This window comes from Petrotoga sp. SL27 (assembly GCF_002924605.1).
In the GTDB taxonomy this organism is placed as follows: Bacteria; Thermotogota; Thermotogae; order Petrotogales; family Petrotogaceae; genus Petrotoga; species Petrotoga sibirica.
Window position 1 is genome coordinate 1 of sequence record NZ_JAIP01000004.1, and the last position, 17,321, is coordinate 17,321.

Annotated in this window: 13 protein-coding genes; 7 read left to right on the plus strand and 6 right to left on the minus strand. The window is 33.2% G+C overall.

What is annotated here, in order from left to right; genetic code table 11:
* Positions 1–155: 155 nt before the first annotated feature.
* Both AD60_RS01395 and AD60_RS01400 read right to left on the minus strand, forming a co-directional pair.
* Positions 156–2,156 (minus strand): S9 family peptidase, encoded by a 2,001-nt coding sequence (locus tag AD60_RS01395; protein WP_103876137.1) that lies wholly within the window; start codon positions 2,154–2,156, stop codon positions 156–158.
* A 110-nt stretch (positions 2,157–2,266) separates the two neighbouring features.
* Positions 2,267–3,556 carry an amidohydrolase family protein gene (locus AD60_RS01400; RefSeq protein ID WP_158248350.1) on the minus strand — a complete coding sequence of 430 codons (1,290 nt, stop codon included), beginning with the start codon at positions 3,554–3,556 and terminating at the stop codon, positions 2,267–2,269.
* A gap of 263 nt (positions 3,557–3,819) precedes the next feature.
* On the opposite strand from AD60_RS01400, the gene AD60_RS01405 reads away from it, so the two are divergent.
* The 6 genes from AD60_RS01405 (at position 3,820) to AD60_RS01430 (ending at position 10,899) form a co-directional block, all read left to right on the plus strand.
* Entirely contained in the window at positions 3,820–4,950 is a 1,131-nt protein-coding gene (locus AD60_RS01405) for an ROK family transcriptional regulator (RefSeq protein ID WP_103876139.1), read from the plus strand.
* 96 nt (positions 4,951–5,046) lie between these two features.
* On the plus strand, positions 5,047–6,918 hold the full coding sequence (locus AD60_RS01410; RefSeq protein WP_103876140.1) for an ABC transporter substrate-binding protein: 1,872 nt from the start codon (positions 5,047–5,049) through the stop codon (positions 6,916–6,918).
* 78 nt (positions 6,919–6,996) lie between these two features.
* Complete coding sequence (locus tag AD60_RS01415; protein ID WP_103876141.1) at positions 6,997–8,007, plus strand: ABC transporter permease; 1,011 nt, start codon at positions 6,997–6,999, stop codon at positions 8,005–8,007.
* A gap of 9 nt (positions 8,008–8,016) precedes the next feature.
* Positions 8,017–8,880, plus strand: coding sequence for an ABC transporter permease (locus tag AD60_RS01420; protein ID WP_103876142.1), 864 nt, complete (start codon positions 8,017–8,019; stop codon positions 8,878–8,880).
* A 5-nt stretch (positions 8,881–8,885) separates the two neighbouring features.
* Positions 8,886–9,905 (plus strand): ABC transporter ATP-binding protein, encoded by a 1,020-nt coding sequence (locus tag AD60_RS01425; protein ID WP_103876143.1) that lies wholly within the window; start codon positions 8,886–8,888, stop codon positions 9,903–9,905.
* Positions 9,886–10,899 (plus strand): ABC transporter ATP-binding protein, encoded by a 1,014-nt coding sequence (locus AD60_RS01430; RefSeq protein WP_103876144.1) that lies wholly within the window; start codon positions 9,886–9,888, stop codon positions 10,897–10,899. The genes AD60_RS01425 and AD60_RS01430 overlap by 20 nt, the downstream gene beginning before the upstream one ends.
* 121 nt (positions 10,900–11,020) lie before the next feature.
* On the opposite strand, the gene AD60_RS01435 is transcribed toward AD60_RS01430, so the two are convergent.
* The 4 genes from AD60_RS01435 to AD60_RS01450 all read right to left on the minus strand — a co-directional run bounded on the left by AD60_RS01435 (position 11,021) and on the right by AD60_RS01450 (position 15,819).
* Positions 11,021–12,034, minus strand: a complete 1,014-nt coding sequence (locus tag AD60_RS01435) for a dienelactone hydrolase family protein (RefSeq protein ID WP_103876145.1) — start codon at positions 12,032–12,034, stop codon at positions 11,021–11,023.
* A 34-nt stretch (positions 12,035–12,068) separates the two neighbouring features.
* Positions 12,069–12,923 (minus strand): alpha/beta hydrolase, encoded by an 855-nt coding sequence (locus AD60_RS01440; protein ID WP_233186782.1) that lies wholly within the window; start codon positions 12,921–12,923, stop codon positions 12,069–12,071.
* A 201-nt stretch (positions 12,924–13,124) separates the two neighbouring features.
* Positions 13,125–14,324 (minus strand): hypothetical protein, encoded by a 1,200-nt coding sequence (locus AD60_RS01445; RefSeq protein WP_103876147.1) that lies wholly within the window; start codon positions 14,322–14,324, stop codon positions 13,125–13,127.
* Positions 14,325–14,337: 13 nt separating this feature from the next.
* Complete coding sequence (locus tag AD60_RS01450) at positions 14,338–15,819, minus strand: B12-binding domain-containing radical SAM protein (RefSeq protein ID WP_103876148.1); 1,482 nt, start codon at positions 15,817–15,819, stop codon at positions 14,338–14,340.
* A gap of 189 nt (positions 15,820–16,008) precedes the next feature.
* On the opposite strand from AD60_RS01450, the gene AD60_RS01455 reads away from it, so the two are divergent.
* Positions 16,009–17,319, plus strand: a complete 1,311-nt coding sequence (locus tag AD60_RS01455; RefSeq protein ID WP_103876149.1) for an alpha-amylase family glycosyl hydrolase — start codon at positions 16,009–16,011, stop codon at positions 17,317–17,319.
* Positions 17,320–17,321: the final 2 nt, after the last annotated feature.

Sequence of the window (17,321 nt, forward strand, 5' to 3'; positions counted from 1 at the left end):
ACAAGTGAATCTTTTTGTGTTTTCAAGCCTATTTTGAGTTTTTCTGAAAGTATGGGCATTGTCAGTTACACTAATTTTTAACAATCTTTTTGGTTTTTACTCCTTGACATATCACCGATTAGCTTTAATGCAAAAAGTTAGCTACATGCATGTTACTATTTTAAGTAACTGTCAAACCACGTTGTAATTTCTTTTAATCTTCTTATTCGATGTTTTGGTTTTCCACTTCTACTTAACTCATGATTTTCTCCTCTAAACATAACCAATTTTGATTCTACACCGTTGTATTTGAGTGAAGTAAACATCTGCAATCCTTCAGCCAACCAGCAACGGTAATCTTCTTCCGAATGAATAAAAAGAGTTGGAGTTTTTACGTTATCTGCGTATTTCATAGGTGAGTGGAACCATAATTTTTCATAATCACTCCATGGTGTAGCTGCTTGTTGATCTTCAACGAAGTAGTAACCGATATCTGTAGTGCCAAACTTGGCAATCCAATTTGCTATACTTCTTTGAGAAGCAGCAGCCTTGAATCTATCAGTGTGTCCAATTATCCAGTTGGTCATGTAACCACCGTAAGAACCACCGGTTACCCCTATCCTACTTTCGTCTATGAAAGTGAATTTTTCCAACACTTTATCAACAAAGTTCATTATATCTTCATAGTCTATAGTTCCATACTTTCCTCTGATATCTGCAAACTCATCTCCTCTTCCATCACTTCCTCGGGGGTTGCAAAACATAACAACATAACCTTCGTTAGCCCAATACTGCATTTCATGGAAAAAAACATCTCCACCATAAACGGTTTTTGGACCACCATGAATATCTAGGATTGCAGGGTATTTTTTGTTCTCTTCAAAATTGACAGGTTTCATAACCCATCCTTCTATTTCTGTTTCACCTTTGCCGAGGAAGGTTAGCCTTTCTGGCTTAGATAATGTTTTTTCTTTTATTACCCATTCGTTGAAAGTAGTTAATTGTCTCTCTTCACTGTCTTCTAATTCGTATAGTTCTTGAAGTTTCACATCTCTCATCCCCACAAAGATGATATGGCCTTTAAATACATCAAAACCATCAACGGATCCGCCTTGTGTGGTTAATTTTTCCCTCTTACCTCTCTCATCTATTCTATTTATGAAAGAATTTCCATACTCTGTTGTTTCAAAATAAAGGTAATTGTTCTCCACTTTGAATTCGCTGTTAGAACCGTACCTACAATCAGAACCTACAGAACTCCATGTACTAAAATCAAAATCAGTTTGAATTTGTTTCACTTCTTTTGTTTGCAAATCCATCAAATAAAATTTGGGATTTTCATTGATTCCGTACTCTTTCATATTGGAACCTAAGAAGATTATTTTCTCTTTTAGAAAGTCTGCATAAACGTAATTGAAAGGGTCTTCATGTGTTAATTTCTCTAAACTTTCTTTTTTTAAGTCATATAAATAAAGATTGGATCTTATTTCCATTTTATTTTTAAAAGTGTTGGAAATAAACAGCATTAAATCTTTCTCTTTATTCAATTTAAAACCTTCTACGTTTGTCAATTCATCTGTTAATGGGATAATTTTCTTATCTTCTAACGTATAAATGTATAATCTATTTCTTTTCTTGTTGGTAAATCCCTTTCCATTCGACCAGAAAGGTATTTCATCTAAAACTTCGTAATCTTTTTCTTCTTTGAGCTTATCCAATTCCTTTTCTTTTTCTTCCTTTGAAAGTTTCTCCAAATTCTTATATTTCGGGTCGTAAATACCAGTTACAACAAACTTATCCTTAGATATAGGCTCGATATCTGATGCAAAGAACGGGAGTTCAAAATATTTTTGAGCCTCTCCCCCTTTGATGTTTATTATATAATAAATTGTAAAAGGTTCACCCTTTTCCTTCCTCTTTTTATCCTTTTCTTCTCTCACCGTTGAGAAGATGATATTCTCATCGTCCAACCAAACATAAGAGCTTTCTTGATTGAAAGTGGTAAGTTTGTTGATCGATTTGTTATCAACATTGTAAAGCCAAATATTTGAGAGATACTTATTCTCATCGACATCCATCTCAGATACAACAAAAGCTAAGTTTTTACCATTCGGTGAAAATTTAGTATTCGATATGAACTTGTACTTTGTAAAATCCTCTAAAGCTAATTTCTCCATTATTCTACCTCCTCACAAAATATAACTGTTACTGTTTTTAGAAACTCTAAAACTTACTTTTGTGCACCTTCGCCAAGTTTTCTACCCTGTTACCTTTTTAAAGTTAAACCCTAGTTTTCGATTTGATAGATCTTTGGTTGAGATATTTCCACAAAAGGATCGTGTTGAAATATTAAAGCTTTACTTTCCATACTTTCTTGCCTATCAATGTTATCTATACCTTCTGGCCCATAGGTAAGCTGATACAAAGAATAATTATAAGGTATACCTATTTCCTTCAATCTTTTAATATCTCTCAACCAATTTGGTTCTTCAACTGGGGCATCTGATGAAATGAAAAAAGGAACTTGTGATTTGTATAAATCATAAAATCTAAACGCATCTTTTACCCTTTCACCCAATCTATCTGCAATAAAAACTTTATCGGATTCAATGAATTGAGGTTGTATGTCTACAATAAGGTTATGTTTTTTAATCCTTTCTATTTGTTTAGATTTAAGCACAATAGCATGAATTATTCTATGCCTTAATTTGGGATTTACCATTTCAAAAACTCTTAAAATTTGTTCTATAGCCCCATCTCCTATAGCATGAGCAGCTAAATGAAGCCCATTATCTTCACAAAATTTAACGACCGCATTTAACTCCGTATCTTCCCATAATTCTTCCCCATACGTATCGTAATCGGTGTACTTATTAAGCAATAAAGCTGTTCGTGCACCTAACGAACCATCCAAATATATTTTAACACATTTAAATTCGTTAAAGTATCCTAGTTCATAATATTTTAAAAGCTCATTATAGCCCTTAACGGCAACCTTTTCATATACAAAAAAATCATTATCGTGTGTAAATGGTAACTCGTCTTGAGAAATACCATGTAAATCATCTGAATGAACAAAACCATACCCTTTTTCTTTTAAATACCTCTTTGAGGTTTCGTAATTATTTTTTACGTCAGTAAAAGGACCAAAAGTTTTATAAAATTTGTCAATCGCACCTTCTTTGATTTTTCCTTCTTCAAAATCCACGTAATTACTTGAATCTGAAAAGTCAATACTCTCCAAAACCTTTGAATTCACAACCGCAAAATGTCCGCATCTCCTAACCAGCATGATAGGGATTTCTCTGTTTATTGAATCTAAAAAATCTTTATCAGGAATAGCAAATTCTTCTGTCCAACCTCTCAAAACGATTTTATTTGGTCTTTTACTTACAATTTCTTCTATAACACTTTTAATTTCAGATAGCTTCTTTTTCTCCAAAGTTGGTTGAGAAAGCTTTTCTCCCAATCCCAATATATGTAAATGTGAATCCGTTATCAATGGAGTAACGAATAACTTTTTGTTGTGCTTAGTGCTTATAAATTTAAATTTACCATTTCTACCGAGTTTAAACAAAATTCACTATCCTCCTTTTTAGGTAACTGCTTTCCACCTTATTTCCAAATTTTACCATACACTTTTGTTTATTTTTTTAAATTAAGTGCAAGTTACAATTTTTAAGATTTATCGGCATAATTGACTATAACGATTAATAATTGACTAAGATCGTAAATAATCGCTTTTTATCAAGTTTGTTTTAATAAGTAATTGTTGATATAATGTTTTTGTGTGCACGATGCAAATAATGTTTTTGCCATTTTTATTAAGGTTTAAAAAAGGTGATCGAATTGATTCTTAAAAATGAAACTCAATTGAAAATATTGCGTGAAATATGGCTAAAGAAAAAAACAACTATGTTAGAAATTAGCAATAATTTACAAATAGATAGATCAAACGTATCTAGAAATCTAAAAACTTTGAGAAGTATAGGTTTAATTTATTATTCTAACAAAAAGGTAAAAAATAGTAAGCGGGGAAGAAAAACTTTGCAATTACAAATCAATTACTCTTTTGCATACAATATAGGGATCACCGTTACAGAAAATTTTTTTCTTGTTTTATTGATGGATCTGAATTTTAACGTAATCAGAAAAGAAACAATTTTCAAAGAAGTGAATGAAAAAACAATAGTCAATGATTTGATTAATTGCATTGAGATTTTTTCGGATTTTTTAGAGCAGGTTCTCTTCATAGCGATATCTTTTCCGGAACCGGTTGATGATGAAAAAGGGTTGATCTTATCTTCTGGTATTTTCCCTATAAAAGATATGTGTTTAAAGAATATATTGGAGGAACGAATAAACATTCCAGTTCATTTAGAAAATGACGCTAATGCAGGAGCTATCTATCACTATTATAAGAATAATGGTATTTATAGATTTATAAATTTCATGTTTTTAAGTTTTTATGTTAATAAAAAAAGTATTAATGCAATTCAAGGGAATGGAATAATAATTAACGGTGAGATTTATAAAGGAGCTCATAGTTTTGCCGGCGAAGCACCTGTAATTATTCCAATTTGGAAACAGAACGAAAAAGATTATATGGATATTTTAAAATTTCAACAGTATCTCAAAGATGAAAAAAAATCTCATATCTTGAAAGATTATATTGATATATATTCGAAAGCAGCTTCAATAATCATTAATTTTTTAGATTCTGAAATTTTTATATTTGGAGGGCATACAGAGATACTTCCACAATTTTTATTAAAATCCATGGTCAGTAAAACAAAAGAAAAAATTATAGATAATGAAAGAAGAAAGATAAAAATTGAAATCGATAACGATGGTTTAGAAAGCATAGCAAAAGGTTCTGCCATGTCCTTTATGAATAAGATTATGAACAATTATAACATGGCAAATAAGGTTTTCCTTAAGTTGAAAAAAACAACATTTTCTAATTTCTAATTACCCTTTTACTTTTTTTCATACTTTAAAAGTATTGCAAAGCGGTGGTTTTTCGTAGTGAAAAACTTGTAAAATCAAAAAAGGAGGTAAGTTAGAATGAAAAAGAAAGTATGGCTAGTAACGTTGGTTGTTCTGTTGGTGGGCATAGTTTTTTCTCAGGTCTTACCAACAATTCCAAGAAGCGAAACACTAATTGTGGATAATCTACATGGACGTGTTGGTAACCCTGGAAGTTTTAACTTATGGATACCAGGATCTCTCGCCGGTCATGGGCCTCAACAGGTATTGATGGATGCTCTATGGTATGTTGATCCACAAACAGGTGAATGGATAAACGCCTTAGCTGCCCAAGAACCTGTTTACAATGAAGATTTTACACAAATAACCATAAAACTGAGACAGGGACTTTATTGGAGTGATGGCGTTCCTTTCACCGCTGACGATGTAGTATTCACGGTAAAAAATATTGCAAGCCACCCGGGTATGAATTCAAGTGCCCAACTTCAAATGTACGTAAAAGACATTTACAAAACGGATGATTACACTGTAGTTATAGAACTTAATTCTCCCAATCCAAAAGCTCACAACATTTTTACTTCTTTAGTTTATGGGGCTCTTTTTATTCAGCCAAAACACATATGGGAGAAAGTAGAGAATCCATTAACCTTCACTTTCAACCCTCCCGTTTCAATAGGTCCATATGTACTTGATAGTTACGATCCTCAAGGGTACTGGTTCTTATTCAAAAAACGTGAGGATTGGCAAAGAACAAGCGTTGGTCAATTGTATGGAGAACCAAAACCTAACTATGTGCTCTTTATTTACTATGGTACCGATGACAGAAAAGTTGCGGCTCAAGCTCGACATGAATTGGACATGATTTTCGATTTAACCCCCGAAGCTTTCGAAGTCTTGAGGGAGAGAAACAAGTATTCCGTTGTATGGTACGAAGATTTCCCTTGGGCATGGATGGATGATGTTAACTCAAGAGGAATGTTTCTTAACAACGCTAGATATCCCTTAGATAACAAAGACGTCAGATGGGCGTTAACCTTGGCAATAAACATTGAAGATGTCATTATTTCGGGATATGCTGGAATAGAGAGAGTATCCGCTCTTCATTCTTGTCCTACTCAGTATTTCACTGAGATTTATTATGACCCTTTGGAGCCATGGCTCGAAAACTTCACACTGGATGATGGTTACAAACCTTATGATACAAACGTCGCTTATAGAATAGCAGATTGGGCTAAAGAATCGTACAATATTGAAGTGGAAGACCCCGAAGCAGTCTGGGGAATCGGCTGGTGGAAATATGATCCTCAAGAGGCAGAAAAGCTACTTTTGAATCTCGGGTTTTCAAAAGATAGAAATGGAAGATGGTTGCTACCAGATGGGACTCCATGGAAGATCAGCATTATTGCACCGGCTGATTTTGAGATAGATGCCACAAGATTAGCATTTGCAGTAGCTGATCAATGGAGAAATTTTGGTGTTCGGGTTAACGTAGAAACCTTAGAAGCAGGCCCATTATGGACAAGACAAGCTCTCGGTGATTACGATGTTGGCTCTTTCTGGGGTGGGATGTTAGCATCCTCAGGTATTCCCGATATTTGGACGTTTATCAATGGTTTTAAATCGGACTTCTACACTCCTTTAGGAACCGCAGTTACAACCCCAAATAATTATAGATGGAAGGTTCCCGATAGAGTAGATCAAATAATTGATGAGATGGGTGCTTCTTACTTTGCGGACCCGAAAGTTATGGAATTGGCAAAAGAGTTCTATAAAGTAGCTGTTGAAGAAATGCCAGTAATTCCAATGGTAATAAACAAAAAATTCAATGCCAATGATAACTATTATTGGACAAACTATCCAAATGCAAACAATCCTTATATGGCCAACGTTTCTTGGTGGGCTGAATTTAAGTTCATGTTGCCAAGACTTGAGCCAACTGGAAGAAAATAAACAATCTTGTATGAAACAAAAGCCCGCTCAATTGGGCGGGCTTTGCTATAAATTTTTCAAAAAAGGAGGACCTAAACTTTGAAAGTTTTAAAAACATACATTATTCCTCGATTAATTCAATATTTACTTGTAATATTCATAGGGATAACTATAACTTTTATTATTCCTAGATTAACTCCTATAGATCCAGTACAGTCCGCTATAAACAGATTAACGTCCTATGGTGGAGCTTATATGGAACCTGAGGCAGTTGCAAGTATGCAAAATACTTTAAAAGAATTGTATGGATTAGAGGGCGGGGTAGTTGAACAGTACTTTGCTTTTTGGAAACATCTCTTTACTTTTGACTTTGGCCCTTCCTTATCCATGTTTCCCACACTTGTTACCGAGATTATTGCCAATTCTCTACCATGGACTTTTTTCTTACTTTTCTTCTCTCTAATCATTTCCTGGATTATAGGAAATATTTTAGGAGGATTAGCCGGATATTTTAAAGAAAAAAAATGGTCAAACGTGTTGGCTGTAGTTGCGATGTCTATATATCCAATTCCATATTACGTTATGGCTTTAATTTTAGTTATTTTGTTTGTTTATATTTTTCCAATATTTCCAATGATGGGAGGATACAGTGTAGGAATTCAACCATCTTTTACTTGGTCATTTTTTTTGGATGTCTTAAGACATAGCATATTACCTGCAATTTCTTTGATTCTAGTAGGCATAGGTTGGTGGTTTTTAAGTATGAGATCAATGACATCCAACATAGTCGCAGAGGACTTTGTCACTTACGCAGAATTTGCGGGCTTACCCAAAAACAAGTTGTTATACAGTTATGTTATGAGAAATGGTGTATTACCACAAATAACTGCTTTAGCTCTTCAAATTGGTGGAATATTCAACGGGGCCATTATAACTGAAGTTGCCTTTTCTTACCCTGGAGTCGGCTCTTTGTTACAAAAATCAATCACCAACGGTGATTTCAATTTAATGATGGGGATATCTGTCCTCTCCATAATAGCAATAGCAACTGCATCGTTGATAATAGATTTAATTTACCCTTTGTTTGATCCAAGAATAAGGTATAGATGAGGTGATTATATGTTTGTAATAATAAAAGATCTCCTAAAAAGAGATAAAAAATTTTTGTTTGGATTTACTGTAATATCTATTTTGGTTTTCTTGGCTATTTTATCGGCATTTTCACCATACGATCCAAGGTCATGGAATGTTGTTCCAAAAGACAAATCACCCAGTTTTCAACACCTTTTAGGAACAAATTCGATGGGCCAAGATATATTCTGGAATACCACCCATGCTTTAAAAAATTCATTCATTTTAGGATTAACGACGGCATGCATTTCAACCATAATAGGCACCATAGTTGGATTAATAGCGGGTTACAGAGGAGGTATTTTGGATCGAATTCTAATGTCCATAAACGACAGTTTCATAGTTTTACCCTCTTTACCAATACTCGTATTCCTTTCTTTTTCTTTAAGAGAAAAAATGACTATCTTTGTTATGGGAGCTATACTTTCCATATTCTCCTGGCCTTGGGGGGGAAAACAAGTTAGGGCCCAAGTTCTAAGTTTAAGAGAAAGAGAGTTCACTTACACTTCTATATTTTCAGGGATGAACATGTGGAAGGTAGTTTTTAAAGAACATCTTCCTTTTGTGATACCCTGGGTGATAGCTAATTTTATTAACACGATTCTTTGGGCATTAGGAATGGAGATAACTTTGTCGGTCCTTGGATTGACTAGTCTAGAAACACCCACTATTGGCACAACTATCCATTGGGCAATGCAATATCAAGCAATTTTCAGAGGAATATGGTGGTGGATGTTAACGCCAATAATTTTATCAGTTATATTTTTTGTGGCATTATACATGCTTTCAGTTAGTATAAGCGAATTCTTGGATCCTCGAACCAGATTGCAAAGAATAAAAATGGGAGGCTAATATAGATGTCTTTACTTGAAATAAAAGATCTATCTGCTTATTATATTACCCATGTATTTGGTGTGAAAAGGGATGTAAAAGCGGTAGATAATCTGACCTTTTCAGTTGAAGAAAATGAGATCATGGGTTTAGCTGGTGAATCAGGTTGCGGAAAAAGCACCTTGCTAAAAGTTCTTTTATCTATGGTCAAACCTCCTTTGAAAGTCCTAAAAGGGGAAGTAAACTACTCATATGATAGTAAAAATTTCAATCTTTTGACCTTAGATGAAGAGAGATTAAGAAAGGTACAATGGGAAGACATATCTTATATTCCACAAGGTTCTATGAGCACGTTTAACCCTGTGAGAAAAATACGAAAAACCTTCGAAGATGTTATAAAAACACATAAAAAAAACTCTGATAAAGAAGTGTATGAAAAACTTATGGAAGAGCATTTAAAATATTTAGGACTACCTTTGGAGGTTTTAGATTCATATCCTCACCAACTTTCAGGAGGTATGAGACAAAGAACAACCATCGCACTTGCAACTATACTAGAACCGAAAGTTATATTTGCTGATGAACCTACAACCGCTTTGGATGTCGTAGTCCAAAGGGGTGTTATACAGATGCTTAAACAGCTTCATAGAGAGCATAGAAATACAATGGTAATGGTTACACATGATATGGCTGTGCACGCTAACGTTGCTGATAGGGTTGCTGTAATGTATGCTGGAAAGATAGTTGAAATTTCCAAAAAAGAGAAATTGTTTACAAACCCAAGTCACCCCTACTCTAAATTTCTCATAAACTCTCTTCCAAAGATAGGCGATAGAAGGCAAAGAGCAAGTGCACCTGGTAATCCTCCGTCTTTGGCTAACCCTCCTGAAGGATGCAGGTTTCATCCAAGATGTCCTTATGCCAAAGATATCTGTAAAAAATACGTACCAAAACTAATAGAAGATGAAAAAGGGCATTATGTTGCATGTTTCTTATTCTCCGATGAAGTAGAGGAAGGTGAGAACGTTGTCCAACAAACTACTTGAGGTTAAAGATTTGGAAAAAGTATTCCATTTAGGTGGAAGATTCTTTGGAACTAAATTAAAAGCTGTAAATAAGGTAAATTTTGATTTAGATGCTGAAAAACCTAAAATCCTAACTTTTGCCGGAGAGACAGGAAGTGGAAAAACAACTGTAGCCAGAATGATCCTGGGGCTTGAAACTCCTACTTCTGGGGAAGTTATATACAAAGGAAGGAATGTAACACACATCAAAAAAAGAAAAGAACTTATGGAATATATGAAAGACGTGCAACCCATCTTTCAAAATCCTTTTGAAACATTTAATCCTCTAAAAAAAGTGGATACGTATCTATTTGAAATGGCTGAAAATTATAAAATAGCAAAAACAAAAGAAGAGAAACAAAAGGCAGTAGAAGGATCACTTAACTCAGTCGGGTTGACACTAAAGGAGATTAGAGGAAGGTACCCCAACGAATTATCGGGGGGACAGTTGCAGAGAGTTTCTGTTGCCAGAGCTCTTGTAACAAGGCCTTCACTCCTAATAGCCGATGAGCCTGTTTCGATGGTCGATGCTTCTTTGAGAATGTCAATAGTGAATTTGTTTGCTGAGTTGAAAACAAAGTATAAAGTATCAGTTTTATACATAACTCATGATCTTGCAACCGCTTATTACATAAGTGATAGAATTGCCATAATGTTAAGGGGGGATGTGGTGGAATTTGGAGATATAGATAAAGTCATGCTTTCTCCTCTCCATCCATATACCCAAATACTCATAGAGTCTGTTCCTCAACCAGACCCAGAAGGAACATGGAAAGAAGATATAAAATTATCTTCTTTAGAAATCAAAGAATTTTCAAGATTAGGCTGTAAGTTCTATGAGAGATGCCCATTTTCAATGAAAATTTGTAAAGATGTAGAGCCTCCATATGTTTTTAAAGATGGGAGAGAAGTGAAATGCCATCTTTACTCTGAAGAAATTGAACACATTGAAAAGTCTGAAGAAACTGTAAACTAAGTGAAATTTAGGAACAGTGGGCATTGAAAAAAATAAAGGCGTTAAATTTCGGCGCCTTTATTTTTAGAATCTATATATGAACAGGTATTTGGTAGGTTGAAATTTTTGAAGAAATATTAATTCACTTTGAGAAAATAGCTAAATATCCTAGATTAGCAAAGCGGTATTTGATATCTTCGAACCTCATTTCGTTAATTATAATGTTTGATATCAATCTTTGAAAAGGTAGCCAGGTAATATGATCGATGGGGACCGTCATCCTTCTTGGCCTTCCTAAGTTTTCCCATAGAACCCTTCTTGTGTTTTTGGGTAAGGTTTTATCAAAAGCTGCTTCTAAGAATGTTACCTTTTCTCTATTTAAAAATTTGGCATAAGCTGCAGGATCAACTTTCATCAATGGATGTATATTCGAATTTAAAAACTCTTGAATGCTTTTAAATTTTCCTACATTTCTTAAATCTTCTTGAAAGGTTTTTATTAGCCTTTCTCTATCGTTTAAATAAAGTATGTTGTCTTTCTTTTTAAGTAATTCCCTTCTTGTAAATTCCAATGTAGGCGATTCCCATACAAGTTCAGCCATGTTTCCACCACTGGCTATAATGAAATTATGCTTAATCTCAGAATTTAAAGAGTTAACGATAACAGATACCATACCCCCAAGGCAGTATCCTATCATGAAGTTTCGTTCATGCCAAAGTTCGTTTGCCTTCAAAAAATCTATGATACTTAATACATCAACAACCGCATGTTCCCATGTGTTCAAGGTTGTATAAATATCGGCAGAAAAATAATTTTTGCCGCTCATCGATCCATTTGATGTTCTAGTATAATTGTCTGGTAATATTGGCACTACAGCCCTTATACCTAATTTGGAAAAATATCGTCCCATTTTTAAGATATAGGTAATATTTTTGGTTCCTAAACCATGAAGTATTAAAACTACACCCAAAGTTTTCCCTTTAGGCTCAAAAAGAAAAATTTCATTAGTTTCTGTGCCTTTTTTATTAAATTTGTATAAGGAATGAAATTTTATCAATGATTCTCTATAATTTCTGCCTTTATTTATGAAGGACTGAGTAAACTCAATATTTTGTTTTGCATAACTAAAATCTATTTTAAAATTCCTTTGTGTCATATGTTCATCTCCCCATTTTTGTAGATCTCTATTTCTATACCGCTTTTTTCTCTAATGTATTATCAGTTTCTGTATTTTGAAATACTTTTCTAATGAAACTCACCGTTTTTTCAACAAATTTCTGAGTTAAAATATCTTTTAATTCGAATTCAAAAGAATGCTTCCCTTTGGGATGAATTAACAAAGTAGAAGGTACCCCACATTCTTTTATCTTCTTATTTAACTTTATGGAAGTCATCACAGGAACAGTATCATCTTTTTTCCCATGCACTAGCAATGCTGGAATCATTCTTTCAGATATATAATTTATAGGTGAATATAACTTATATTCTTCAAATTTTCTTTTAGGAGTGCCTTTCATTGTTGCTGTAACTGCGAACTGCGCAAAAAGCGAATCAACTTGCTTACTCCACAGATCTAGAAGGTCTGAAGGGGCATACCAAGCTACCACTCCTTTTATCCCCTTCGTTTTTTCTAAATGATTATAGTAAGAGTGATATGCTGCATAGTAAAGGGTCAATGTTCCCCCTGCTGACGTTCCCATCAACACGATATTTTCTTTGTCTAAATCCAGCTCTTCACTATGATCTTTTATATAATTTAAGGCATCGTTGTAATCCTCTATCAATTCTTCATATTTGTTGAAATAACCATACCTGTAATCTATCGCAACAACGGCGAATCCTCTACTCGCTAAAAATTTGGCCCATGCGGTAACGCTTGATAACTTCCTACTTCCCGTTATCCAACCTCCACCATGAGCAAAAAAAACTACGGGATATTTGCTTTTTACCTTAGCAGGATAGTATAAATCTAATTTCAAAGGTATCTTATCTTTTTTATACTCTACAGTAATTGTATCCGAATAAGAGCCTTTCTTAACTTCCAACGGAAGATTCCCAAATACAGATTTCTTAATTGTTTTTACGTTTAACAGAATTATTAGAAAAAAAGTTATTAAAGCATTCCAAAAAAAGAGAAAAAACAAAAGAATTATCCCAAAAATCTTAAAGATTTTTTTATACTCATTTTTGTCAGAAACTTCTTTCTTCACCTTTTCGCTAATTATTCAAATCACTCCAATAGAGTTTTATGGTTTGTTCGTCCTAATTTTTTCTCTGTTTATCACAAAAATATCAGATTCTGAATAATAATTAGTAAAAAAAACATATTTTTTGTCCAGTGTATATGTTGGATAGAAACAGTCATTTGTCAACATGCCCGATAGATTAATCTTTTCTCCTTTATTGTATTCATATATACTGAAATATGTCCCATTAAACTCAGAGAATACAAGTAACTCTGAACCATTTGACCAATTATCGGTTTGATTATTTGGTTGTGATATTAACGGTGAAATATTGTTTTCCTCGTCAACAAAATAAACATTCATATTCGCCGTTTGATGGCGCACACCATAAAAACTGATTTTGTTACCATCCCATTTGGTGGGTCTAAATTTCATAAGATCCTTTGACTCTGTTAATTTCTCAAGTTTATCGTAATATAAATCGTATACCCAAACTTCCGTCCACTGGCCACCATCTTCATCCATAGTGAATAGAACCAAGGTGTTGTCATAAAAATATGGTGAATAAGCATTCTTATCGCGGGGACTTATTCTTTGAATCTGCTGAGTTTTTAAATTGTACAATACAACATCCCATTTACCAAACAATGTCGTTTGGAAAGCTAAATACTCATTGTTTGGAGAAACATCTGGAAAATATTCAGCAGAATACTCCAAATGAATCTTCTCTTCTGTTCTTTCTTTAAAGTCAAAAATATAAATTTCCCTATTTCCAATATATCTATCACTTACAAAATATAATTTGTTATTTTGAAAAATAGGGTATTCATCTACCCCTTTCCAAAAAGTGATCTGTAAAACGTCCCAATTTTCTCCATACAAAAATCTTTGAAAAGATAATGTTTCCAGAGCTTTTACGGCAAACTTTTCTACCCAATCAGCAGTTTCACCAGATTCTTCTGAGTAGGAAAAACCCCCACCAGTAAAGTATCCAAAAGCAATTGTGATATTTTCCTTGGTATTTGTAAATATGTTCATTGTAACGTCATACTCACTAATATTTATTGAGTTAGACATTGCATCTTTTATGTTTACATTATACATATAACTTCCAATACTTTTTATTTTTTCTGCAACTTGCTTTGTAATCCATGTATTATCGTTTAAATTTATAATCATATTATCTTTTGATAGATTTGCAGAAAAAGAGCCCAACGTAATGAGAACAAATGTAGAGACCAAAAGTATTTTTTTTATCATATCTTTTCTCACCTTATAAATTTTCTGCAATTTTCCTGAAATGATAGCCGTAAATTGAAAGAGAAATCATCTTTGGCAACGCTTTAGGTATTTTAAATAAGCTCCAAAAAAGCGTTCCCCAATATTGTTTTCTTTCTTTACCAATAATTCCTAAAATAATAATAGATTTAATAAAAGCGATCATTTCTTGGAAGCCTATTTTGGCCTTTGAGAATCCCGGTACCTTATAATTAGACAAAAATTTTTTCAAACGATCATAATAGTTTTTGGGCTGATAAAGCTTAGCAACAAGATTTTTGTAATTTTTGACAAGAAATTCCAAATTCATCTTTGGAATAATATTCGTATTGATATCCACATTGTTTCCACTTATTTCTCCCCGTAACCTATTTTCCTTGAGTAATCTTGAATATAATTCACTTCCCCTTGGGGCATTCAAAATTCCAACCATGGCGGTAACTATGCCGTTTTTTTGTATAAAATCAAATTGACTATCGAAAATTGTGGGTTTATCGCTATCAAAACCGACAATAAAGCCTCCTTGAATTTCAAAACCAAAACTTTGAATTTTTTTTATAGATTCTTCAAGATCTTGTTTAATATTTTGATACTTGTTAGCTTCTCTTAAACTATCCGGATCAGGGGTTTCTAAACCAATAAAAACTCTGTCAAAGCCTGCTTTGAACATCAAATTCATGAGTTCATCATCATTAGAAAAATCTATAGAAACTTCGGTATAGAAAGAAAATGGGTAATCATGAGTTTTTTGCCACTCAATTATCGAGGGTAATATTTCTTTTTTTAATTTCGATTTATTTGAGATAAAATTATCGTCTACAAAGAAAACTGAACGTCTCCAACCTGCATCATATAAAGATTGAAGTTCTTGGTTCAACTGTAGACTTGTTTTGGTTCTGGGTTTTCTACCATTCAAAGCCGCAATATCACAAAATTCACAGTTATATGGACAACCTCTGGAATACTGAATACTCATAGATCCGTACCATTTGAGATTTAACAAGTCCCACCTTGGAACAGGTGTAGCTTCGATATTACAAAAATTAGGTTTCGCATAATATCTTTTTAACTTATTTCTATTGATATCTTTAACAAGCTCATCCATCAATTCTTCTGCTTCTCCGAGAACAAAATGGTCCACAGTTTTTTGAAAGGTGTCGGGTTCCATTGTAAAAAGAGGGCCACCAGCAACTATGGGTTTACCAAATTCTTTACATTGTTTGACCACATTTATTGCAGACTCTCTTTGAACAGCCATGGCGCTTATAAAAACATAATCTGAATTTAGTATATCCTCTTTTTTTAATTTTTCACAATTCATATCCACCAACTTAACGTTCCATTCTTTTGGTAGATAAGAAGCTATTGTAATCAAACCCAAAGGTGGCAAAGCGGCACGTTTGAAAATAAATTTCAGGGCATGTTTAAAACTCCAAAATGTTTCGGGATAAGCAGGATAAACCAAAAGTATGTCCATAGTTAGCCCTCCTTCTAGGTGCTTTGTTGCAACGGGTCCAACGAGCATTTATAATTTAATTATACCACACTTTTCAATTTTAAATTTTAAATTTTAAAAGTGAAAAAAGTGAATATCTTTAGGAAACGTTTTCATTTTTTTAAAAAAAGAATGATAGAATAACGAGAAGTAAACTATGGGAGGAATTGTATGTTTTTAGGATATCATATTCTTACAAAATTTTTTAAAAACGGAGAATTATCAAACGATTCTCCAAAAGAAAGCTATCTTTATTACGAAAAAAATGCAATAGATGGAGATCTTCAAGGTATCATTCAAAAATTAGACTATCTAAAAGAGCTTGGGATAGATTTGATATATCTTGGACCCATTTTTAAGAGTAAAACTACCCATGGGTACGATATCACCAATTATTTTTCTATTTCAGAAAATATAAGTTCCAATTCCGAAGAAGAAGCTAAAGCCATCTTTGCAAAACTTATTGAAAATGCTCATAAAAGAGGGATAAAGGTTATTATCGATCTAGTACTTAACCATGCCTCAAAGGAGTTTGATTTTGATTCCGTCCCCAAAAATTTGAGTGTTAAAACCGAATCTCCACGTTCACCCCAAGAAGAAAGATGGCAAATGTCCTTTTTGTTCTGGAATCTAGACGATGAAGATACAAGAGAATTTTTAATAAGAGTTGGAGAGTATTGGCTAAAAAACTTTGAATTAGATGGATTTAGATTGGATCATGCTTTGGGATTGCCATTAAACTTTTTAGAGGAATTTTCTATAAGGATGAAAAAAATAAAAAAAGATGTCACAATTTTAGGTGAAGTATGGGAAGACGAAGGAGATAAGTTAAAAAATTTTAATCTCCTTAAAAAGTTCAAAGGGAATGATGCTCAACGTTTTACTAGTATGTTTGATTTTGCTACATACGATACCATTAAAGAAGTTTTAGGGAAGAAAAATGGATCATTATTAGAATTATACAACCAAATAGTATTATCAAACCAATTAAATGAAAAGGAATTTCAGCTAACTTATTTTATAGAAAATCACGATCTTCCAAGGTTCATAGATATATGCCAAGATATAGAAACATTTTACATCACGCTTGGTTTATTAATGGCTCTTACAGGAAATGTGATGCTAGAATATGGCAATGAGATAGCTTTAAAAGGAGACCAAACAATTCATAATTTTCACGAAAGTGGAAGAGTTGCCATGAAATTCAAAGAAGATTGGTCAGAGCAAGAGAAAAAAACCTTCAATTACTGTAAAAATCTCGTTGATTTAAGAAAAGTTCACTCCTCTCTTTCATCAGGGAGTTATGAACTAATTAATTCAGAAGAAAATTTACTAATTTTTAAAAAGAAAACAACATATGACGAGATAAAAGTACTGATTTATACTGGAGAACAAGCATATCAATTGGATAAAGAATATTTTGACCTAATTAGTAATAACAAAGTTTTGAAATTAAAAAGAGGTATTTATTACCTACAATAAAT